This window comes from Corynebacterium sp. HMSC074C01 (assembly GCF_001814605.1).
Classification (GTDB): Bacteria; Actinomycetota; Actinomycetes; order Mycobacteriales; family Mycobacteriaceae; genus Corynebacterium.
Map to the genome: position 1 here is coordinate 121,148 of NZ_KV817300.1, position 20,708 is coordinate 141,855.

The window sequence follows — 20,708 nt, forward strand, 5'->3', positions numbered from 1 at the left end:
GTGCGCGTCCACGTGGACGCGCGCGTGCCGGTTGTGGGTGTCCAGCACAGCCGTCGTCGCGGGTGAACAACTGTGGGTCAAAACAACCTGCCTAGCACTCTACCCTCGCGACTGCTAGCCCTCAACGTTGTGGGCCGCTAACCCGTTCGCCCTCCGCGAACGACGCGACTCGGGTGTGTACAAAGCCGGCCAACGCCAGCTTGACGACGCCCAGGGCAATAAACATTGCGCCGAATATTACGGCGAAGGACGGCCACCACAGCTCCTCCAGGATTGTCCGACCGAGTGCCTCTTGTGGGGTAAGGAGGCGGTGGAGTGGGAGGAGCGTCGCCAAACACAGCGCCCAGACCACGCCGGCCGCAGTCAGGGTGAGGCACGCCGCCTCCCCCACTTGCACGCGCGCCCAGGCCGAGGGGGCGGCGCCCGCCAAGGTGAGGCCACGAATATCGGCCGCGATGCGCCCGTGCATAAGCAGCGAGGTAAGCACGGCGCCCACGATGCTAGGTGCGAAGACTGGACCCAAAAGGGCGAGGAAGGCCTGCCACGAGGACAGGGTGCCTCCGGCGCCTGCGTCGTTCCCAAAGCGCAGGCCCGAGCCGACGGCGACGATAAAGCCGCCGACGAGCACCCACGGCACGATGTGCGGGGTGGAAAAGCTTCGGCGCACGCGCACATTAGCCCCAGCGATGCCGGCCGCGCGGGTCCATTGATCCAGGACGGGCATAAGCCAGGGCAAAAAGAGCGCGACAAGGATGACCAAGCCCATCTCGGCCGAGAGGAGGTCGCCGGGATCATCGATGTGTAGGCATCCATAGACCGTACTGCCGACAGCAACGGACGCGAGCAGGAATTTCACCATGAGCCACGCCGGGTGTGCGGTGGCGTGCGGCCGAAAGACTCGGCGCAGTGGAGGCAGCGCTCCGACTAGGGCCGCGGACATGCAGACAACTATCGCAATACCAACGACCTGGCCTGTAATCGCAATGTCTGGCAAAGGGATGCCGTCGCTGCGCAGGGCGCGCACGCACGGCGCGAGCAGTGGACGGGCCGGCAGCACACCAAGAAATCCGGCGGCCGCGCTGACCACCGCGACTTGGCCCAGAATGAAAATCAGGATCATCCACCCAGGCATGCCCACCATGCGCCAGGAACGGTAGACCGGCTCGCGCTCAGCGATGATAAGGCGCATCTGCGAGAGCGTCACCAGCACTACCACGCACAGTGACATGCCCAGCACTGTGCCGCCCAGAGGCCCAGCGGGGTTTTCTTCGGCTCCGGGGGAAGCGACCAGCATGGCTAGCGCTAGGGTGCACGAGGTGGAAGACACCACCAGGGTCAGCGCTACGGCCAGCCACGATAGCCAATTGGACTGTAAGTCCTTAAGCCACACCAGCATGGGCCACCTCCTCCAAGGAAATGACCCGGTCGGCCGCCTCGGCGGCAAGGTGCGAGTGAGTCACCATGATCACGCTGGCTCCATCGCGGGCAACGGCGTGAAGGTGGGAAAGGACGGTGGAAGCGGTGGCGTCGTCAAGCGCGCCCGTGGGCTCGTCAGCGAAGATATAGGGCGCTTGGGCCAGCAATGCCCGGGCGACAGCCACGCGTTGCTGCTGCCCACCAGAAAGCTGTGCGGGCAGGCGGCTCTCCAATCCAGCGAGACCGAGCGAATCGAAGACCTCTGCCACACGGCCGCGTGCAGGGCGCCGGCCGGAAAAGCGCGCCGTCAAGGTGGCATTGCGTTGCGCGTTGAGGGATTCCAGCAGGTTGTAGTCTTGGAATACAAATGCACGCTGCTTGCGCCCCGGCGCGTTGACTCGGCCGGAAGTGGGCTTATCGAGCCCGGATAACAGGTTCAGGAGCGTGGTTTTGCCGCTTCCCGATGGCCCCATGATGGCAACGAATTCGCCTGGGGCGATAGACACATTGACGCGATTGAGCACGGTGCGGCGGCCGTAGCGCTTACTAAGGTTTTCTGCTTTTAACATGCCTTTGATTCCACTCGGCCACGCACAACAATGACATGGGGCGGGCTGCCCGAAAAATGGTGGAGCTAGCTCCACTGCCCTTCCACCGGCATGGCGGATAGGGTCGAAGACTATGCGAACCTTCAAAGCCTGTGCGTGGAGCCTCCTCCTCGGCATGCTGTGTATCCCAACCTTGGTGATTTCGGTGCTGATGCTGCCGTGGATCCCGTTGGTGGGTCGCGCCGCGGAACTTGTCGGCCGGTTGGGCGCGCAGTGGATGGGCGTGGAAATTCCACCCCGGCGCGCAGATCGATGGTTTGATTGGCAGCAGTTCTATCACCTCGTGTTGCAGTTATTGATTTCGACTGCATGCTTTACCGCGTGGACGGCCCTGGGTTTCACAGCGGGTGTGCTAGCGATAGCGCCATTCGTACCTAAGGCCGAGTTCTCCGTTGGCGAGTGGTCCACCTCCAACCGACCGCTTATTTTCTTAACCTGCTGGCTGGCTGCTCTGTTGCTTGTGTTGTTACTGGTAGGTCTCAACCGCCTCTTGGTCTCAGCGTCGGTCTCGCTGACCCGACTGGCATTGAGTCCTTCGGCCGAGGAAATGGCGGCCTCGCGTGCCACGCTTATCGATGCCTTCTCCGGCGAGCGCCGCCGCATCGAACGCGAACTGCACGATGGCCCGCAGCAGTACCTCACTGCGCTCAAGCTCAACTTGGCCGCGGCAAAACTACAAGCCCCGCCCCAGGCACAGCAGGCCTTGACTGACGCAGAACATAATGCCTCTTTGGCTCTGGCTTCATTGCGGGCGACAGTGCGTGGCATTGCGCCGCAGGTGCTTTTCGACGACGGGCTTATCCCCGCCCTCGACGAGTTACTCGCCCATTCCGGGCTTGAGACCACACTTCGCGTAGAGGGCGCTGAGAGCTCGATAGACGAGACCACAGCACTGCTGGCCTATCATGCAGTCGCCGAGGCGCTCACAAACGCCTCTAAACACGGCGCAGCCACCGAAGCCGTGGTAACGGTCGCTTTTAGGGATATGCTGCGCCTAGAAATCGTAGATAATGGCATGGGCCCCACGGCCAAAGAGCCGGACGGTGAGAGTGCAGCTGTGGGTTCGGGCACGGGCCTCGCCGGGCTGCGTGAGCGTGCTGCTGCACTCGGCGGCACAGTAACCTTTGGTGCTGATAGCACCAATGCTACGGGTAAAGGCGGCGGCCAGCTGCTGGTCAAACTACCGCTGAAGGAGGCGGAATGAAGTTACTACTCGCAGAAGATTCCGCGCTCCTGCGCGCGGGTCTGGAGCAACTACTCGGTGCTCTCGGTCATAGCGTCACGGCGGTCACAGATGCCGAAGCACTGCGCGCCATCGCAGTGCAGGAAGACTTCGACCTCATTATCAGCGATGTGCGCATGCCGCCCACGATGACCGATGACGGGCTTCAAGCCGTGCACGATCTGCGGGCAGCCGACCCCACCCAACCCGTGGTGGTGCTGAGCCAATACGTAGCGGCAAGCTATCTCGACCGCCTCCTGGAGCACGGCGGATTCGGGTACCTACTCAAGGAGCGCGTTTCTGATGTTGAAGAATTCGTGCGCACGCTTGACGATGTCGCCCGCGGCGGCACCGTGGTGGACCCAGAGGTGGTCACGGCGCTGCTTTCTGCAAGGCACACTGGTCTAGCCCGGCTCACCGCTCGCGAGCGGGAAGTACTGGGGCTTATGGCCCAAGGATTGAGCAATAAAGACATTGAAGACACGCTCGTCCTTACCTCCGGAGCAGTAAGCAAGCATGTCTCCAGTGTATTTATAAAGCTCGGGTTTCGACCCGAGGACTCCAACCGGCGGGGGAAGGCCGTATTGGCATGGCTGCGCCACACCGAGCGCTAGAAAAGCGCTGAGGCCCTACAAACAAGGGCTGGAATTAGACCTGCCGGTGGGAGTTCAGCACAGCCGCGCGCCACAGCTGGTACTCCTCCGGGTTGTCCTCGTGGTAGTTCTTCACCGCGCGGATGCCGTGCTCCACGGCCTCGGCGACCTCGTCGATGTTCTTGTCGTCACCGTCGGCAGCAACGAAGATAACCGGACCGCAGATGGAACGGATTGGGTCCTGCAAGAAGGCGGAATTGCCGGTCGCAGCTGCATTGCGCGCCAGGGAAGCCACCGGGTTCGGGTCGGCGCCTTCAGCCTTGGCGTTCGGGTTAAACAGCGCCGCGTAGGTCTGGCCATCATCCTGGAAGGCCACAGAGACACGATCCTCGGTGGTGCCGCCGAGGAATTGATTTGCGTGCTCGAGCTCAAACTCGATGGTGCGGCGGGACAGATCGGGGTTAACGAGGAATCCAGTGGTCATAACGGTGTGAGCTCCTTGTGTGTGAGCCGGACGATTATCGGTCATCACACTACCGGAACCCTGGGGGTTGCGCATCCGCTAGCGCGCGGCGGCCACGAGCGGCACTTCCACCTCAAGCTGCGTATCGGTCCCGCATGCCAGGCCGGAGGGTTCTGCGCCTTCGTGAATGAGCTGGGCGGCCACCGCCGCGATCATCACGCCGTTGTCGGTGCACAGCTTGAAGCGCGGCACACGCAGCTCGATTCCCGCGGATTCGCAGCGCTTCGCCGCCAGAGCCCGCAGCCGCGAATTCGCCGCCACGCCACCGCCGAGCAGCAGTACCTTGGCGCCAGTGTCCTGGCAGGCGCGCACAGCCTTGACGGTCAGCACATCAGCCACCGCCTCCTGGAAGGAGGCACACAGGTCCTCAACCTGGACCGTCGCGCCCTCGCGCTCGGCTTTTTCCACGTGGCGCGCTACTGCCGTTTTGAGGCCGGAAAAGGAGAAGTTGTGGCGGTTGGGCCCGCGCAGGTCCTCGGCCTTGGACAAACCACGCGGCAAATCGATGGTGGGCTCGCCTTGGGCGGCCAGCTTATCGATGACCGGCCCTCCCGGATACCCCAACCCCAACAGGCGGGAGACTTTGTCGTAGGCTTCGCCGGCGGCGTCGTCAAGCGTGGTGCCCAGTTCCTTCATGGGTTTGCCCACGGCTTCGACCTCGAGCAGCTGGGTGTGGCCGCCGGAGACGAGCAGCGCCACCGAGTGCGGAAGCTCATCGCCCTCCAGGTTGGCCACCGCGACGTGCCCGCCGAGGTGGTTGACGCCGTAGAAGGGCACGCCCCACGCGGAGGCGAAGGCCTTGGCTGCCGACGCCCCGACGAGGAGCGCACCGGCCAGTCCCGGCCCCACGGTGGCGGCTACTGCGTCTGGCTTCTCGACGCCCGCCTCCTCCAACGCCGCCTTCATCACCTGCGGCATGGCTTCGAGGTGGGCGCGGGAGGCGATCTCCGGAACCACGCCGCCGAAGCGCGCGTGCTGCTCCATGGAGGAGGCGACGACGTCGGCGCGGATCTCCATGTGGCCGTTGTCAGACAGCTCGATGATTCCCACGCCGGTTTCGTCGCAGGAGGACTCGATGCCGAGGATTAACATCTCTCACTCTTTCGTGGTCGGTACATGGTGTGGGCGTCCGCACCGGAGGGCTGGTAGTAGTTGCGGCGCAGGCCGTTGATGACAAAATCATAAGCCTCATAGAGGCGAATGGCCGGTTCGTTACCCACGCGCACTTCAAGGAAGATGGGCGCATCGTGGGAATCTGCGAGCTCGACGATGGCGTCCATCATCAGCCTCGCGATGCCCCGCCGTTGGGCAGCAGGGTCGACGCCAATGGTGCGGATTTCGTACTCCGGCCAGGCTGCGGGGCCCATGCGGCCCACGCCGGCGTACCCGAGAACCTCTCCGCGGTTGTCATTATGGCCCACGCGGTTGTCGTTGTGGCCCACGCGGTTGACATTCATGTCAACCGCCCAGTAGGTGGTGTGACCCGCCGCTATTTCCTGCTCGAAGGCTCGCGCCGGCCATGGGCTCTCGCCGGGGAAGAGGACCTTCTCCAGCTCGGCGCAGTGCGGAGCGTCCGCAGACGTCAGTGGCCGCAGCCTCATGATGCCGGTGTCTCCTCGATGCCGCCGACCAAGGCAGCCGAGCGCGGCTTGGCCTGTGGTTCCACGGCATCGGGACGGCGAAGGTAGAGCGGGACGAGCGGCTCAGGTTCAGCGGACAGATCGGCACAAGCAACCAAACCCGCTGCGCGCGGGGTAGCCCACTCGCTGGGAAGGTCAGCGATGTCCTCCGGCAAACGTGGAGCAATAGATTCTGGGAAAACCAGACGCGCACTCGCTGGGCTCGCGAGTCCGGCGGCGCTCAGATCAAGGGTTTCCGGCTTCGATACGTTGGGGCCGCTACGGCGCTCGCCGTCCACATAGGTGGCCCAGTAGACCTCTTTGCGGCGAGCGTCGATAGCCACCAGCCACTCCCCCGTGCGCCCGTGCGCGATGGCGTCCAAGGTGCACACACCATGTACCGGCAGGTGAAGGGCCACTCCCAGGGCGGAAGCGGTTGCCATGCCCACGCGCAGGCCGGTGAACGGTCCGGGCCCCGTGCCGACAACGATGGCGGAGAGGTCGGCATAGGTCAGAGAGGCGTCGGCAAGCAGCTCTTCGATGGTAGGGATGAGCTGCTCGTTGTGGGCGCGCGTACCACTGATGACGCGGTCGATGCTCTCCCCGGTGTCGGTGTCAACGATGCCCGTGACCAGATCCGTGGTGGCGGTATCGAGTGCGAGAACCTTCATTAGCCCACGAACTGCCAGGCAGGAGCGTCCTCATTGTCAGCACCCTGCTGCAACATCTGGTCATCACCGCGCAGGAACTGCAGCGGCTCGCCAGGCTGAATGCCGCGCAGCGGCGGAGCGTCCTGGCCCTGGGCCTTGGCCATCTCTACCTGCTCGAGGACGCCGGAGCAGAGATCCACCTGGGAGCGGTTCAGCTTCTCCACCTGATACTCCTGATTGACGCTGACGGTGACAAAGTAGTTCTCATCCTCCGCCACCTTGCCGTCGACGAAGTCGATACCGGCGACATCCACGCCGCCTTCCCCAAGCTGCTGCTCCGTAGCACCCGGGCAGACGACGAGACCGGCAATCCAATCCTGGCCGTAGACGTCGGGGACCAAGAGCGCGGAGAAGCTCAGGTTCTTCGGATACGTGTCCAAGGCTTCACCCAACGTCGAGGAAGGCTCCTCCGGCGAACGGGTCATGGACAGCGCGATGAGCAAGCCAAGGACGATGGCAAAGCCGCCGATGACGACGGTCGTGATGAATTGGCCGATTTTACTCATGGGGATGTGCTCCTAATAATAGGGAGTTCCGTACGGGGATATCCTACGCGACCGCCCTACCGCGGCCCTGACTGGCCCTTCCGGCACCGAAAAGGGATCAAACGATCAGCAGTGCCAGGACCTGGCACATGAGGATCTTGCCGATCATCGCCGTAGGGTACACGGTGGCATAGCCGCGCTCTGCCAGCTGGGTTCCGGTCTGGGGGTTGAGGTAGGCCATGATCGCCGGGTTCGTGGTCATACCCGCGGCGATGCCCATCGACTCATCAAACTTCAGGCGCAGCACCAGCATCGATACCGCGACGATGCCGATGGCGGAAACCAGCGACAGCACAATGCCCACGCCCATGTACTTCAGGGAGGTCGGATCCGACAGCGCATCACGGAACTGGCCGCCTGCCGACGTACCCACGCCCGCCAAGAACAAGGTCAGGCCCAGCGTGGAGATTGTCTGCTTGGCGTGGAAAGGAAGCTGCCAGTTAATCGGGCCCGAGCGGCCCAGCGCACCCAGGATGAGGCCGACGACGATGGGGCCGCCGCCGAAGCCGAAGGAGAGCGTCGTGCCACCTGGCAGCGGAATCGGGATAGCGCCGAAGAGCAGACCAATGAAGAGGCCAAGAGCAAAGGGAAAGAGATCGACGTTGCCGAGTTTGGCTTCGGAGTCGCCGAGGAAACGGCGGACGTCGTCAAGCCTGCCCGGCGCGGTGATAACGCGCACGCGGTCCGAGTAATGCAGGACGGTTTCCTCGTTCGGCACGACATCCGAGTCACCGCGGCGCACGCGCGCGATGAGGAAGCCCTCCTTGACCGTGTCCAAGTCCTTGAGCTGGTAGCCCGCAACGCGTGGGCTGGACACGGTCAGGCGGCGGTAGACCAGGCCATCCTCCTCGTGGAGGTTGAGGTGGATCTCCTCACCGAGCTGGGAGATCGCGCTATCAAGCGCTGGTGCCGTGCCGTTGAGCAAGAGCTCCATACCCGCGCGCAGCGGCAGCTCCGGATAGGCCAGGTTGTGGTTATGCGGATTGTTGACGTGGCGGGTAGCGATGACGCGCTCGCCAGTCACCTCCTGCAACTCCCCTACCGTTGCGTCGAAGTCGCGAGTCAGGCGCACTGCCCGCCACTCCAGCGGCTCCGCAATCATGCCCTCGGCGCGGGCGTCCTCAACGTGGTTCACGCGCAGCATCTTCGCGCCGATGGCGGCCACCAGAATGGTTCCGATGATGCAGCCAGGGTAAGCCAAGGAATAGCCCACCACCGGGGTGCTGTCGCCGCCCAGGGCTTCGACGACCGCTGCCATACCCGGCGTCGAGCTTAGCGAGCCCGCGAGCGTGCCGACGCTAATCGCCGGGTCCAGGTCAAACATGCGCATCGCCAGGGTTGTCAGCCCCGCGAGAAGGAAGAAGAAGACGATGACCACCATGGACATCTTCCATCCTCGCCGGCGGAAATCTTCGAAGAAGCTGCGGCCGAAGTTCAGGCCGATGACGTAGACGAAGATGGCCAGGCCAAATTGATACACGAAGGCCGGGACCACGATGTCTGGGTTGGCAGCGGACAGTCCCAGGGCCACGAACATCGCGGCGGCGGCGCCGAGCGAGATGCCGAAGACATTGATCTTGCCCACGGCCAGTCCCACCGCCATGATCAGAAAGAGCGTCAGCAGGGGCTGTTCAGCAAGAAAAGCCAGCACGTTAATTCACCCATTTCCATGTAAATACGCGGACGTCATCATCCGAATCGCGGTTGATTCTCACAGCAAGATACGCGTCAGAAAGCCGCTCCATGAAGCCCCCGCCCCACTCGGCGACGACGACAGCATCCTCTATTTCGGTGTCCAAGTCTAGACTGTCCAGCTCCCCCAACGGATCCTCAGAATGATCAAGGAGGCGGTAGGCATCCACGTGCACCAACGTCGGCCCGCCCACGCGGGAAGGGTGCTCGCGGGCGATGACAAAGGTCGGCGACGTCACCCGCCCCTTCACCTGCATTCCCCGGGCAATGCCCTGCGTAAAGGTGGTTTTCCCGGCACCTAAAGGGCCGTCGAGGATAACCAGGTCCCCGGCCTCCAGAGCCGCACCTAACTCCTCGCCGAGGGCCTGGGCGTCCTCCGGTGTGGCTGCCTCGCGGCGTCCTTCGTGTGGAAAATCACTGCGCATCGCTAGCTCCTTCGCGGTATGTACGCTCGGTGCGCCCTGTGGGGCGGCACACCACTTCATAGTTGATGGTCCCGGTTGCCTCAGCCAATTCTGTGGCGCTCATACCGCCGCGCCCGAAGATAACGGCGGTGTCCCCGGCACGCACTCCGTGGGGGTTAGAGCCGAGGTCGACGACAATCTGGTCCATACAGACCCGTCCCACCTGCGGGTAGAGCTCACCACCAATGCCTACCTGGAGCGCCCCCTGAAAGGCACGCGGCAGGCCATCGGCATAACCCACGCTGACGGTGGCGAGCTCGCGCTCACTCTCCGCGGTCCAGGTCAGTCCGTAGCAGGTGGACTCCCCCGCCGAAATCGGCTTCACTGCGACGACGGACGCCTCCCACGTCATGGCAGGCTCCAGCCCATGGTCGAGCCCAGCGACTGGTTCAAGCCCATACAGGGCCAGTCCGACGCGCACCTGCTCAAAACGAGCCGAGGGGCGCGTCAACGCCGCGGGCGAGTTCGCCAGGTGGTTCAGCGGACACTCCAGCCCCACCTCACGGGCGAGTGCTAGGGCCTGGCGGAACTCCGATTCCTGATGATCATTGTGCGGGTGCTCCGGCTCATCAGCGCAGGCAAAGTGGGACATGAGGCCCAGGACGGTGATGTGGGGGGCGTCGGCAAGCAGGCGGAAGGTCTCCTCCCACGCATGCTTGTCGACGCCCGAGCGGTGCATCCCCGTCTCCACCATCACGAAGACTTCGGTGGGGGTCTCGGCGGCGATGAGTGCTCGGGCGTGCGCCAGCGAAGGGATGCCGATCTGGATCTCAGCGGCAAGGGCTGGGGCGAGGTCCTCCGTCGGCTCCCACAGCCAGGCAGCGATGGGGAGAGTATCAATCACCTTCCGCAAGGCCACCGCCTCAGCCAAGGTGGCCACCCCGAAGGCATCCGCCCCAGCTTGCGCCATCACCGGGGCGCAGCGCTCGATGCCGTGGCCATAGGCATCCGCCTTGACCACGCACATGAGGCGGGCCGGGGCCACCGCCTCCTTCACGCGGGCAACATTGTGGGCAATAGCGTTGAGGTCAACGGTGGTTTTCAACATGCCCACTATTGTGCCACTTAAGGGTGCGGCGCTATTCGACGGTCACGGACTTCGCCAGGTTGCGCGGCTGGTCCACGTCATAGCCCTTGGCGGTGGCTACACCGCAGGCGAAAATCTGCAGCGGAACAGTAGCCAGCAGCGGCTGCATCAGGGTCGGCGCCTGCGGGATGCGGATGATGTGGTTGGCGTAGGCCTCGACGGCCTCGTCGCCCTCCTCCGCGATGACGATGGTGATGGCACCGCGGGCACGGATCTCCTGGATGTTGGAGACGACCTTGGCATGCAGGGAATCGCGGCCACGCGGGGAAGGCACGATGACGAAGACCGGCTGGCCTTCCTCAATCAGCGCGATGGGGCCGTGCTTGAGCTCACCGGCGGCGAAGCCCTCCGCGTGCAGGTAGGCAATCTCCTTGAGCTTGAGCGCGCCCTCCAGCGCAACCGGGAAGCCGACGTGGCGGCCCAGAAAGAGCACCGACTTGGCGTTCTCCATGGCATTGGCCAGGTCATAGACCTGCTGCTCGTTGTCGATGATTGCCTGAACCTTATCGGGCATATCACGCAGATCCTCGAGGACGGAGTTGACCTCATCGGAGAACATGTTGCCGCGCAGACGTGCCAGGTAGAGGCCCAGCAGGTAGGTCGCGGTGATCTGCGCCAGGAAGGCCTTGGTGGAGGCCACAGCGATCTCCGGTCCGGCGTGGGTGTACAAGGCGGCGTCGGACTCGCGCGGGATGGAGGAACCCTGGGTGTTGCAGATGGCAATCACCTTGGCGCCCTGCTGGCGGGCGTGGCGCACTGCCATAAGCGTATCCATGGTCTCGCCCGACTGGGACAGGGCCACAACCAAGGTCTTTTCGTTAACGATCGGATCGCGGTAGCGGAATTCGTGGGCCAGCTCCACCTCGCACGGGATACGGCACCAGTGCTCGATGGCGTAGCGCGCGACGTGGCCGGCATACGCGGCGGTGCCGCAGGCGATAACAATGATCTTATCGATGGACTTCAGCACCGACTCATCGATGCGGATCTCATCGAGGACCAGGTTGCCAGTCTCATCGAGGCGGCCCAGCAGGGTATCGCGCACGGCTGCCGGCTGGTCGTGGATTTCCTTCTCCATGAAGGAGTTGAAGCCGCCCTTTTCGGCCGCGGCGGCGTCCCACTTGATCTCGAAGGGCTTGCCCTGGGCAGGGTTGCCTTCGTAGTCGGTGATGGTGACGTCATCCGCGGTGATGGTCACGACCTGGTCGTTGTCCATCTCCACGGCGGACTTGGTGTAGTCGATGAAGCCGGAGACGTCCGAACCCAGGAAGTTCTCCCCTTCACCCAGGCCGATAACCAGCGGCGAATCGCGGCGTGCGGCCACGATGCGGTCGGCCTGCTCGGTGTGGATAGCCAAGAGGGTAAACGCGCCCTCTAGGCGCTTGCCGGTCAGCTGCATAGCCTTGGTGAGGTCACCGCCGGCCTCGTTGTGGAACACATCCGCCAGGAGGGTGGCGGCAACTTCGGTGTCGGTCTCGGACACAAAGTTATGGCCCTTGGCCTCCAGCTCGGTCTTGAGCTCGGCGAAGTTCTCGATGATGCCGTTGTGCACGACAGCGAGCTTGCCGCCATCCACCACGTGCGGGTGGGCGTTCAGATCGGTCGGGCCACCGTGGGTAGCCCAGCGGGTGTGCCCGATGCCCAGGACGGAATCCTTCAGCGGACGCGCAGCGATTTCAGCTTCCAGCGCAGCGACCTTTCCGGCCTTCTTGCGCCAGCCAATCTCGCCATCGGCGTACATTGCGACGCCTGCTGAGTCATAGCCGCGATACTCCAGTCGGCGCAGGCCCTCCAGCACAACGTCTAGGGCGTAGTAATCATGGTCTCCAGAAACGGGACCTACATATCCAACAATTCCACACATATTTATTGAGCCTACCTCACCGATTCACGTGCAAATACTTGGGACAAAGCTGCAAAGAGAGGGTGCTCCGGGGCAATTCCGGTCAGCTCAGTAACCAGCTTATTTGTAGCCTCTTGGTTACCTGCAACTTCCTTTAGACGCTTGCGCAACTCCACCGATTCGGGATCTTCGGGCACATCAAATGCCAGCGCGGCCGACACTGCTTCGACGAGAGCTTTTACCCCGTGGCCGCGTTCTGCCAGTTCGGCGGCTGGGCCGATGAAACGTTCATTGCGCGAAATCTTACGCAGCGGGGCACGCCCAACGCGGTCGGTGGTATCGGGCAGCTCAGGGTTCTGGAAACGTGTCAGAATCTTCTCTACATAGGCCTGCTGAACCTCGGGATCAAAGTCAAACTTTTCAACGATGAGTTGCTTGGTTTCAGCCAGAACCGCGGCGACCTTGTCCTGGATTTCTTTCTGCGCCAATGCTTCCGCAATGGTAGAAATTCCTGCTTGCTTTCCGAAGTAAGCAGTCGCAGCATGTCCGGTGTTGACGGTGAACAGCTTGCGCGTAATGTAGGGCGCAAGGTCATCCACCCACGTGATTCCTGAGATCTCTGGAATCTCAAGACCTGCAGCTTTAAATGGCCCGGATTCCACTGCCCACTCATGGTAGGTTTCGACGACTACGTCGAGCGCTTCGCTGCCTGTGCGACGCTCCTGGTTCGGCACGATGCGGTCAACTGCTGTGTTGGGAAAGAATGCAATCTCATCAGCCTCGGGGTAAGCCTCTCGAATGGCCGCGCTGAGCCCGTCCGTAGCGTTGATCGCGTTCTCACAAGCCATGACCGCGACCTTGCCTTTGCCTGCTGCTGCTCGACGCTTCAGGCCCTCAGCGATAGAAGGAGCAATGAGCTGTAGCACGGTAGGCCCAACGGCAGTCGTGATGAGATCGGCATCCACGATCTCTGAGTAAAGGCCTTCAAGGTCCTCAGCGGAGTTAACTCCCGAGAAATCAGTGACGTGGACATCGCGAGCGCCGGTTCCCACCTCGTGCACTGTGTACGACTCAAGCTCATTGAGGGAATCGATAAGAGGGGCAGCAACATCTGCAAAGGCTAGTTCATAACCTGCCTCGTGCAAGATGATGCCGACAAATCCTCGACCGATATTTCCTGCTCCAAAGTGCAGTGCTTTCTTGGTCGTCATTACTTGTTCACCTTCTCAAAAATAGTGAGGATTTCTTCCTTCGTCGCGGCGTTTTCCAGCTGCTCCACGGTGTCAGCTTTGCCGAAGATCTTGGCAATTTTGGCCAGCGTCTTGAGGTGGGAACCATCAGCACCAGCAATACCAACGATGAAGGTAGCGGGCTTGCCGCCCCAGTCTACGGGCTCATCGAGTCGGATGAAGGAAACAGCGGACTTCTTGATGGAGTCCTTGGCTTCATTGGTGCCATGCGGGATGGCGAGGCCATTTCCCATAAAGGTGGACACGGACTTCTCACGCTCATGCATCGCGTCCACATAGGCTTGGTCAACTGCGCCGGCAGAGACGAGCAATGCACCAGCTTGGTTGATTGCGTCTTCCCGGTCAGCTGCGTGTCCATCGAGCACGATAGTGTCCAGGCTCAGAACTTCTTCACCGGCGGACTCAGAGGACTCGGACGCGATCGTTCGTGCCATCTCGGTTTCAGTTGCCGCTGCGGTGGCACCCGATTGCTGTTTGCGGATAAGGTCCACGACTTCGTCGTAGCGAGGCGATGCCATGAAGTTGTCCACGGCAACATGGATTGCCGAAGGAGTAGCTGGCTTGGCGCGTTCTGCCAAATCCTGATGAACAACGACCAGCTGATAATCATCCTTGAGATTGTTGATCGCCGAGTTGGTTACGGTAACGACATCGCCGAAACCGGCTTCCTTGATCTTGTTCCGAAGCACCGAAGCGCCCATTGCGGAAGAGCCCATGCCGGCATCGCAAGCAAAGACCACATTCCGAATCTCTGGAGCATTCTCAGCAGACTTTGCAGTCAGGGCTCCTGCAACCGACGACTTCTTACCCTTCATAGCCTCCATGTCTGCCGTAGCCTTGTCGAGGTCATCCTCACCCTTGGTGAATTTCAGAATCGGCGCAGCGATAGCGAACGAGACTGCAGTCGAGGCCGCCACAGCGATGGTCACGCCCAAGTAGGAATCAGAGGCAACCGTGCCGTAAATGGCAAGAATGGACCCCGGTGCCGCCGGAGAACGAAGCCCCACATCCATGATGGTGTTAATCGCAACACCCGTCATGCCGCCGCCGATGGCTGCAAGAAGCAACTGCGGGCGCATCAGAACGTAGGGGAAGTAAATCTCGTGAATACCACCGAAGAAGTGAATCAATGCCGCGCCCGGAGCGGTCGCGCGGGCAGAACCGGCACCAAACACCATAAAAGCGAGCAGGATACCTAGGCCAGGACCTGGGTTTGCTTCCAGCAGGTAAAGAACCGACTTGCCGGCTTGTGACGCCTGATCCGTTGCGAGCGGAGTGAGCACGCCATGATTAATGGCGTTGTTCAGGAAGAACACCTTCGCAGGTTCAATCAATGCCGAGGTCAACCACAACAGGTTGTGCGTAATGAGGAACTCAACCGCTCGACCTGCCAAGTCCATGATCAGGTTCATCACGGGAGTCAGGAGGTACATGGAGGCAATAGCTCCGGCGAAACCAAAGATGCCCAGAGAGAAGTTATCGACGAGCATTTCGAAACCGGGTCGAACCTTGCCGTTCCACAGTGACTCAAGCTTCTTGAAAAGCCATGCAGCCAGAGGACCACAAATCATCGCGCCAAGGAACATCGGCGACGCATGACCGTCCTCACCGATCCACTCCGGTGCTGACGTTCCCATAATGACACCCATCGTGACGATGGCGCCGACGACGCCTCCGCGCACGCCGTGTACGAGCTTGCCGCCGGTGAATGCGATGAGAATCGGCAGCAGGTAGGTCACCATTGGGCCAACCATTGTGTTGATCTTTTCATTCGGGAAGAACCCGTCCGGAATGAAGAGAGCAGTCAAAATTCCCCACGCGATGAAGGCGCCGATGTTCGGCATGATCATCGAAGAAAGGAACGTTCCGAACTTTTGGACAGCGACTCGTGCACCGCCCTTGTTTTGTTGTGTCTCAGCCATGCGCATCTTCCTTTACTTGTGGCTGGGTGCGCGCGCATGAGGCCCGCGCACGATTGGAGAGTTTCAGTTTCTGATCCTATTACCTTGAGTGCTTTTCACATAGCTTGATTCACCCAAGCGACGACGCATTCCACCTGTGCGGGCATTCTTTGCTCTATTCTGTAAAGCGTGTCTGCGAATTTGAAGAAGCATCTCGGTACGTTGTCCAAGCGCGGCCCGCACCGCGTCCTCGTCGGGGACCTGTCTTATGCAGGCCTAGAGGGCAAGGTGTACACCCCGGTTGAGGGCAAGGGTCTTCCCGCCGTGGCATTTGCCCACGACTGGACGAAGAGCATCAAGAACTACCACGCCACCCTGCGTCACCTGGCCAGCTGGGGCATCGTGGTGGTTGCTCCTGATACGGAGACGGGTGTCTTTGCCAAGCACCGCAACTTGGCTGCCGACCTCGAATCGGCTTTGCAGATTGCCGCTGGTGTCCGGCTGGGCGCCGGAAAGATTTCGGTGTCCCCTTCCAAACTGGGTGTCTTTGGCCACGGCATGGGCGGCGGCGTAGCCACCCTGGCTGCCGTAGATAACCCTAAGGTCCGCGCCGTCGCGGCCCTCTACCCCGCCGATACCTCCCCATCCGCGGTCCAGGCGGCGCACGCTGTTCAGGCCCACGGCCTCGTTATTGGCGCAGGCCAGGATGATATCTTCCGCGCCGGTAATCCCGCGAAGCTGGCCAATGCTTGGGGCGGCCCGGTGGCTTACCGAGAAATTGCAAAGGGCACGCAGTCCGGTTTCAGCGAGGATAAATTCTTCAAGTTGGCGCTTGGCTCCGGCTTCTTCCAGGGTTCCGCCGTCGAGACCGCCCGCGGCCTAGTCACCGGCTTCTTGCTGTCCACCCTGGCTGGCGAATCCAAGTATGACGCCTTTGCGGCTGCCGACGCCTCCGCCAAGGGCGTCGAGAGCTTCGTCGGCGAGGACCTCACCAAACGCGCAGGTTTCTAGCACGACAAGGAAGCGTTTCAACCAGGTAGCACCACAGGGTGCAACTAGGCCTCGACGACAGCAGGACGATCAGTTATCCGTCCTGCTTTAGTCGTTTTAGCCGAGGAACCTCAATGAAAAGCCAGGCAATAAGTGCAATGCCCGGCAGAAGCAGCTGCGCGGCCGTCCACAGCTTTATGTGGGCCATATCTCTGTCGCATTTAATCTCAATGCCAAGCACGATAAAAGCCACCAAGAGGTACAGCATAGGAAGAACACCCCACAAGACGTCATAAAGCCAAGGAACTGTCATGCGGTCTTCTCCCAAACCTTGCTTGATACGTGCAGCGGCTACTCACGCCACAGTAACACCTGGGGTTGCTGGCGCACAGAGAAGTTTCCCGGCTTCCGTGTCACCCGCGCCTGAGTACTGATTGCACTTGGCCGCGCGGGCGGCCTCGCCCCTGCCCCTGACTTTGACTGTGCGCCCCGCTCCTAGAAGCAGGGTTCCGCCGCTGCGTCTCCGCGTGCGTTTGGGCTTGGGCTGCACGCTGCGCAGATTTTTCCAGCTCATCTTGTGCTTTAGCCATGGCCTTCTCAAACTCCAGCAACCGTGCAGCTGTGCGCTCGCGAAATCCGCGCGCGAACTCATCGAAATCATTGTGCGGCATTACCACTGCCCTGCCTTTCGTGCGTGTACGGAGGAGGATTCTGAACTTTCTTGCGGGGGCATTTCTGGCGTGGCCTCAGCCTCAGCGGCCGGACCTGGTACTGCCTCAGGTGCAGGTGCTGGTGCCGGGGCCGGTTGTGGCGCCGGCGCTTCCGCTGCCTGCATGTGAGCGAGCTTCTCCGGTGGTGCTTCCGGCTCAGGAACGTTGTTCAGCTCTGGAGGGGGCGGCGTAACACCGTTGTTAGGAGCAGGCTCTGGCGCGGGCGGTGGGCAGGGGTCTGGCTCCGGCTGCGGTTCTGGCTCAGGCACAGGCTCTGGTAGAGGCTCCGGCTCCGGAAGGTTTTCCACGAAGTCCACAGCGGCCTCAGCCAAAAGCCCCAGCCCCAGAATGGCCACCCCCACGCCAAGCAGGCCTAAGCTTCCACAGCAGGATTCTTCAGGCTTGCACTCACATTCTCCCGCAACTGGTGGCTGCTCTGGCTCCTCACAGTCCTCGCCTCCTACTGGCTCTTCAGGGCAGTCAATCACTTCCTGTTGGACAGGCTCGGTGGGAACCTCCACCCCCGCATCGGCAGGCTTCGTGGTTCCTACTTCACGCTGGTGCTCTTTGCAGTCACACGACGGTGCTTCCTTTTCTGCATTACAGCGGCACGGCGTGTGCTCCTCTTCTGGTGTAGTCGAAGCAGGTTCAGTCGGCACACTGTGCGGCTCAGTCGGCTTCGCCGGCTGTGGCTTCTCTTCAGTCGGTGGGCACTCTTTTTCAGGCACCGCAGCAGGCTGGGTGGGCTCTGGCTTTTCTGGTGGTGCCACCGGTGTCTCTGGTTTCGGCTCTGCAGGCTGCTGCGGTGCAACCGGCGACGGAGGCTGGGTTGGCTGAGCTGGCTGTGTGGGCTGAGCCGGTGCAGACGGGGACGGCGCTGGGGAGGGATGGGCTGGTGCACAAGGTTCAGGCTCAGGTTGCGGGCACTCCTTCGGCTTCTCCTCACAGCCGCATTCGGGCTCCGGCGGGGTTTCCGGCAGCTCCCGCTCGCACACCTCGGTGCAGCGCCTTTCAAACTCGTCGTAGCAATTCTCAATGGCGGTATCGCGGTCCCGGCACGTTTGCGTGATGGTGTCATTCGTCTGATCGATAAGCTCCCCACCAATGCGCGATATCACCGGGATGATGACCTTTCCCAGAGGATGCGGCTGCAACAGCATGGTCAAGATGTTAATCAGTGGAATCACAGCAGAGATGAGCTCTGCCACCGCGGAATCAGAAACATCAACGACGTCTTCGATGGCATCCGAACACTGCTGCGCGGATTCCACCAAATCATCAGCCTCGTCCCTTTCCTTCTCGAAGTCATCTTGCACGCCACGCAGATGATCCATGATCGCTCCCCCGGCCAGCGATAGAACCGTACCGAGAAGGAATTCCCGTAAACCGTTACCACCGCGCCCTGGGCGGCGAGCACCCATCGCCGACGCAGTGTTCGCAACCAAGTCGCCGGGGTTAATCCCATCGACCGACCCCACCATGTCCCCCAACAAACCAATAGGCGTGCTGGGGCCGGAATAGCCTCCTTGGCTTGCCGCCTGGAACTGGGACACCGCTTGCGAATAATCACCCAAGAGTGACTTGACCATCGTGGACATCAATTCACCCCCGCTTCCTGGTCACCGAGTTGCCCGGCGAGGCCGCGGTCCACGTCCCCAAAAGCACGCAGTTGTTCGCGCGCGGCATCCGCTGTGGCCGATATGTTCTCTAACCGCCACGCACCGCGTTCATGGAGCCGATTCAGCAGGGCCTGAATCTGTGCGCCGTGCCCGCCGAAATCCCGGCCCGCTGATGACTGGGGAAAATTCGGCCTATCCCCGCGGTGCGCGTCACTTTGGGCACGGGTTTGGTCCACGACGGCGTCGAGAAGCCGCGTGGCTTCATCCTCATCAAAAAATACGTCGGGCATGTGCGCCCTCCTTCTCGTCCACAACAAACAGTGATTCCTGCTTTTATTGGACTGAGAAACATCCCCTCCGGTTCCCACGCCACCCCACAAAAATGCGAAACCCCAGGCCAGAAGCCTGGGGTTGTGATGAAGTGAGTAGAACTAAACTGCAGCGACGACGGCCGCAAGCTTGCCTGCGACCTTGCGCGCCTGCTCCTTTTCAGCAGCCTCCACCATGACGCGGAAGAGCTCCTCCGTGCCAGACGGGCGCAGCAGAACGCGGCCCGTATCACCGAGCTCCGTTTCGGCAGCAGAGATAGCTTCCTTGATCTCAGGGGCGTTAAGAATGACGGCCTTGTCGGACACTGGAACGTTAATGAGTACTTGCGGCAGCACCGTCATCACGGAGGCCAGCTCCTTGAGGGACTTTCCGGACTTGGCCATGCGCGCCATAATGGACAAGCCGGTCAGCGTGCCATCACCAGTGGTGCAATCATCCGGCAGCACCACGTGGCCGGACTGCTCGCCACCCAGGGAGAAGTCACCGCGGTTGAGTTCTTCCAGCACGTAGCGGTCACCCACGGCGGTTTCCTTGACCTCGATGCCCTGCTCCTGCATCGCCAGCTTCAGGCCCAGGTTCGACATCACGGTGGCCACCAGGGTGTTGAAGCGGAGATCGTTTTCCTCCTTCATGCCCACGGCGAGGATTGCCATGATCTGGTCACCGTCCACGACGTTGCCCTCTGCATCCACGGCCAGGCAGCGGTCAGCGTCACCATCGTGCGCTAGGCCCAGATCGGCGCCGTGCTCGACGACGGCCTCCTGAGTCTTCTCAATGTGCGTCGAACCGCAATCCTCATTGATGTTGAAAGCATTGGGCTTGTTGTGAATGGCCACGACCTCAGCGCCCGCAGCCTCATAGGCCTGCGGTGCAACCTTCGAGGCAGCGCCATTAGCGGTGTCAACGACCACTTTGATGCCGCTGAGATCCGTAGTAACGACCTCTGCCAAGTGCTTCAGGTAGCGCTCGCGACCGTCGGGAGCCTCCGAGATAATGCGGCCAATCTTGGTGGCAGTCGGACCGTCTTCGGTGAGGTTGTCCATGGCGGCCTGGATACGATCCTCTACCTCATCCGGCAGCTTCTTGCCTCCCGCGGAGAAGAACTTGATGCCGTTGTCCGGCATCGGGTTGTGAGAGGCGGAGATCATCACGCCGAGATCTGCCCCAAAGTCATCGGTAAGGAACGCGATGGCCGGAGTGGGCAGCACGCCGACGCGCACGACGTCGACGCCTCGCGACGCCAAGCCTGAGGCAATCGCCGCATCCAGCATCTCGCCCGACACACGCGGGTCGCGCCCGATAATCGCGAGCGGGCGACGCTCATAAGATTCACGGTCTGAAGTAAGAACTTCCGCCGCCGCCTGGCCCAAGCGCAGCGCGAGAATCGGTGTGAGCTTCTTGTTCGCGAGGCCGCGAACTCCATCGGTTCCAAAAAGTCGAGTCATAGTTGTTCATTATGCCCGCTCCCCGTTGTTTGGCGCAGATCAGTCCACCTTTGCTACTTGGTTATACCCCGCAACATGGCAGGAAACACGCCCCGCCCCTGCCATGCATGGCAAAAGCCGCCGCCTCCACGAAAGGGAAGC

At 61.7% G+C, this 20,708-nt stretch carries 20 protein-coding genes; 3 read left to right on the forward strand and 17 right to left on the reverse strand.

Features of this window, described 5'->3' with window-relative positions; translation table 11 throughout:
* Nucleotides 1-121: 121 nt before the first annotated feature.
* Both HMPREF2978_RS11065 and HMPREF2978_RS11070 read right to left on the reverse strand, forming a co-directional pair.
* The gene (locus tag HMPREF2978_RS11065) at nucleotides 122-1,396 is read right to left on the reverse strand and encodes an FtsX-like permease family protein (protein WP_070521546.1); all 1,275 of its coding nucleotides are present in this window, start codon (nucleotides 1,394-1,396) and stop codon (nucleotides 122-124) included.
* Nucleotides 1,380-1,985, reverse strand: coding sequence for an ABC transporter ATP-binding protein (locus tag HMPREF2978_RS11070; RefSeq protein ID WP_070521548.1), 606 nt, complete (start codon nucleotides 1,983-1,985; stop codon nucleotides 1,380-1,382). Before HMPREF2978_RS11070 ends, HMPREF2978_RS11065 begins: the two co-directional genes overlap by 17 nt.
* A 112-nt stretch (nucleotides 1,986-2,097) precedes the next feature.
* Here HMPREF2978_RS11070 and HMPREF2978_RS11075 point away from each other — a divergent pair, with 112 nt between their 5' ends.
* A complete protein-coding gene (locus tag HMPREF2978_RS11075) occupies nucleotides 2,098-3,228 on the forward strand; it encodes a sensor histidine kinase (RefSeq protein ID WP_070521551.1) in 1,131 nt (376 codons plus the stop codon).
* Nucleotides 3,225-3,860, forward strand: a complete 636-nt coding sequence (locus tag HMPREF2978_RS11080) for a response regulator (protein ID WP_070745584.1) — start codon at nucleotides 3,225-3,227, stop codon at nucleotides 3,858-3,860. Before HMPREF2978_RS11075 ends, HMPREF2978_RS11080 begins: the two co-directional genes overlap by 4 nt.
* A gap of 34 nt (nucleotides 3,861-3,894) precedes the next feature.
* On the opposite strand, the gene HMPREF2978_RS11085 is transcribed toward HMPREF2978_RS11080, so the two are convergent.
* The 11 genes from HMPREF2978_RS11085 to HMPREF2978_RS11135 form a co-directional block, all read right to left on the reverse strand.
* Nucleotides 3,895-4,323, reverse strand: a complete 429-nt coding sequence (locus HMPREF2978_RS11085) for a hypothetical protein (protein ID WP_070527889.1) — start codon at nucleotides 4,321-4,323, stop codon at nucleotides 3,895-3,897.
* Nucleotides 4,324-4,401: 78 nt separating this feature from the next.
* Entirely contained in the window at nucleotides 4,402-5,454 is a 1,053-nt protein-coding gene (tsaD, locus tag HMPREF2978_RS11090; RefSeq protein ID WP_070745586.1) for a tRNA (adenosine(37)-N6)-threonylcarbamoyltransferase complex transferase subunit TsaD, read from the reverse strand.
* A complete protein-coding gene (locus HMPREF2978_RS11095) occupies nucleotides 5,448-5,963 on the reverse strand; it encodes a GNAT family N-acetyltransferase (protein WP_010189479.1) in 516 nt (171 codons plus the stop codon). The genes tsaD and HMPREF2978_RS11095 overlap by 7 nt, the downstream gene beginning before the upstream one ends.
* Nucleotides 5,960-6,652, reverse strand: coding sequence for a tRNA (adenosine(37)-N6)-threonylcarbamoyltransferase complex dimerization subunit type 1 TsaB (gene tsaB / locus HMPREF2978_RS11100; RefSeq protein WP_070745588.1), 693 nt, complete (start codon nucleotides 6,650-6,652; stop codon nucleotides 5,960-5,962). Before tsaB ends, HMPREF2978_RS11095 begins: the two co-directional genes overlap by 4 nt.
* Entirely contained in the window at nucleotides 6,652-7,197 is a 546-nt protein-coding gene (locus HMPREF2978_RS11105) for a hypothetical protein (protein WP_070745589.1), read from the reverse strand. The genes tsaB and HMPREF2978_RS11105 overlap by 1 nt, the downstream gene beginning before the upstream one ends.
* 97 nt (nucleotides 7,198-7,294) lie before the next feature.
* Nucleotides 7,295-8,887 (reverse strand): aspartate:alanine exchanger family transporter, encoded by a 1,593-nt coding sequence (locus HMPREF2978_RS11110; RefSeq protein ID WP_070517434.1) that lies wholly within the window; start codon nucleotides 8,885-8,887, stop codon nucleotides 7,295-7,297.
* Nucleotide 8,888: 1 nt separating this feature from the next.
* On the reverse strand, nucleotides 8,889-9,353 hold the full coding sequence (gene tsaE / locus HMPREF2978_RS11115) for a tRNA (adenosine(37)-N6)-threonylcarbamoyltransferase complex ATPase subunit type 1 TsaE (protein ID WP_070745591.1): 465 nt from the start codon (nucleotides 9,351-9,353) through the stop codon (nucleotides 8,889-8,891).
* Complete coding sequence (gene alr / locus HMPREF2978_RS11120; RefSeq protein WP_198531333.1) at nucleotides 9,343-10,440, reverse strand: alanine racemase; 1,098 nt, start codon at nucleotides 10,438-10,440, stop codon at nucleotides 9,343-9,345. Before alr ends, tsaE begins: the two co-directional genes overlap by 11 nt.
* A 31-nt stretch (nucleotides 10,441-10,471) precedes the next feature.
* A complete protein-coding gene (glmS, locus tag HMPREF2978_RS11125) occupies nucleotides 10,472-12,343 on the reverse strand; it encodes a glutamine--fructose-6-phosphate transaminase (isomerizing) (RefSeq protein WP_070745592.1) in 1,872 nt (623 codons plus the stop codon).
* An 11-nt stretch (nucleotides 12,344-12,354) separates the two neighbouring features.
* Nucleotides 12,355-13,533 (reverse strand): mannitol-1-phosphate 5-dehydrogenase, encoded by a 1,179-nt coding sequence (locus HMPREF2978_RS11130; protein ID WP_070527880.1) that lies wholly within the window; start codon nucleotides 13,531-13,533, stop codon nucleotides 12,355-12,357.
* On the reverse strand, nucleotides 13,533-15,494 hold the full coding sequence (locus HMPREF2978_RS11135; RefSeq protein WP_210383645.1) for a PTS mannitol transporter subunit IICBA: 1,962 nt from the start codon (nucleotides 15,492-15,494) through the stop codon (nucleotides 13,533-13,535). The genes HMPREF2978_RS11130 and HMPREF2978_RS11135 overlap by 1 nt, the downstream gene beginning before the upstream one ends.
* Nucleotides 15,495-15,662: 168 nt before the next feature.
* Between HMPREF2978_RS11135 and HMPREF2978_RS11140 the strand changes: the two genes are divergently transcribed.
* Entirely contained in the window at nucleotides 15,663-16,484 is an 822-nt protein-coding gene (locus HMPREF2978_RS11140; protein ID WP_070527873.1) for a dienelactone hydrolase family protein, read from the forward strand.
* A gap of 73 nt (nucleotides 16,485-16,557) precedes the next feature.
* Here the strand turns inward: HMPREF2978_RS11140 and HMPREF2978_RS11145 are convergent, their stop codons facing one another.
* From HMPREF2978_RS11145 to glmM, 4 genes are all read right to left on the reverse strand, one after another.
* Complete coding sequence (locus tag HMPREF2978_RS11145; RefSeq protein ID WP_070527870.1) at nucleotides 16,558-16,776, reverse strand: hypothetical protein; 219 nt, start codon at nucleotides 16,774-16,776, stop codon at nucleotides 16,558-16,560.
* Between the two features lie 357 nt (nucleotides 16,777-17,133).
* Nucleotides 17,134-18,771: a zinc metalloprotease gene (locus tag HMPREF2978_RS11155; protein ID WP_070745594.1), complete on the reverse strand. Its 1,638-nt coding sequence runs from the start codon at nucleotides 18,769-18,771 to the stop codon at nucleotides 17,134-17,136.
* Nucleotides 18,771-19,082 (reverse strand): hypothetical protein, encoded by a 312-nt coding sequence (locus HMPREF2978_RS11160; protein WP_070446536.1) that lies wholly within the window; start codon nucleotides 19,080-19,082, stop codon nucleotides 18,771-18,773. The genes HMPREF2978_RS11155 and HMPREF2978_RS11160 overlap by 1 nt, the downstream gene beginning before the upstream one ends.
* A 141-nt stretch (nucleotides 19,083-19,223) precedes the next feature.
* Nucleotides 19,224-20,567, reverse strand: coding sequence for a phosphoglucosamine mutase (glmM, locus tag HMPREF2978_RS11165; protein ID WP_070745596.1), 1,344 nt, complete (start codon nucleotides 20,565-20,567; stop codon nucleotides 19,224-19,226).
* Nucleotides 20,568-20,708 lie beyond the last annotated feature (141 nt).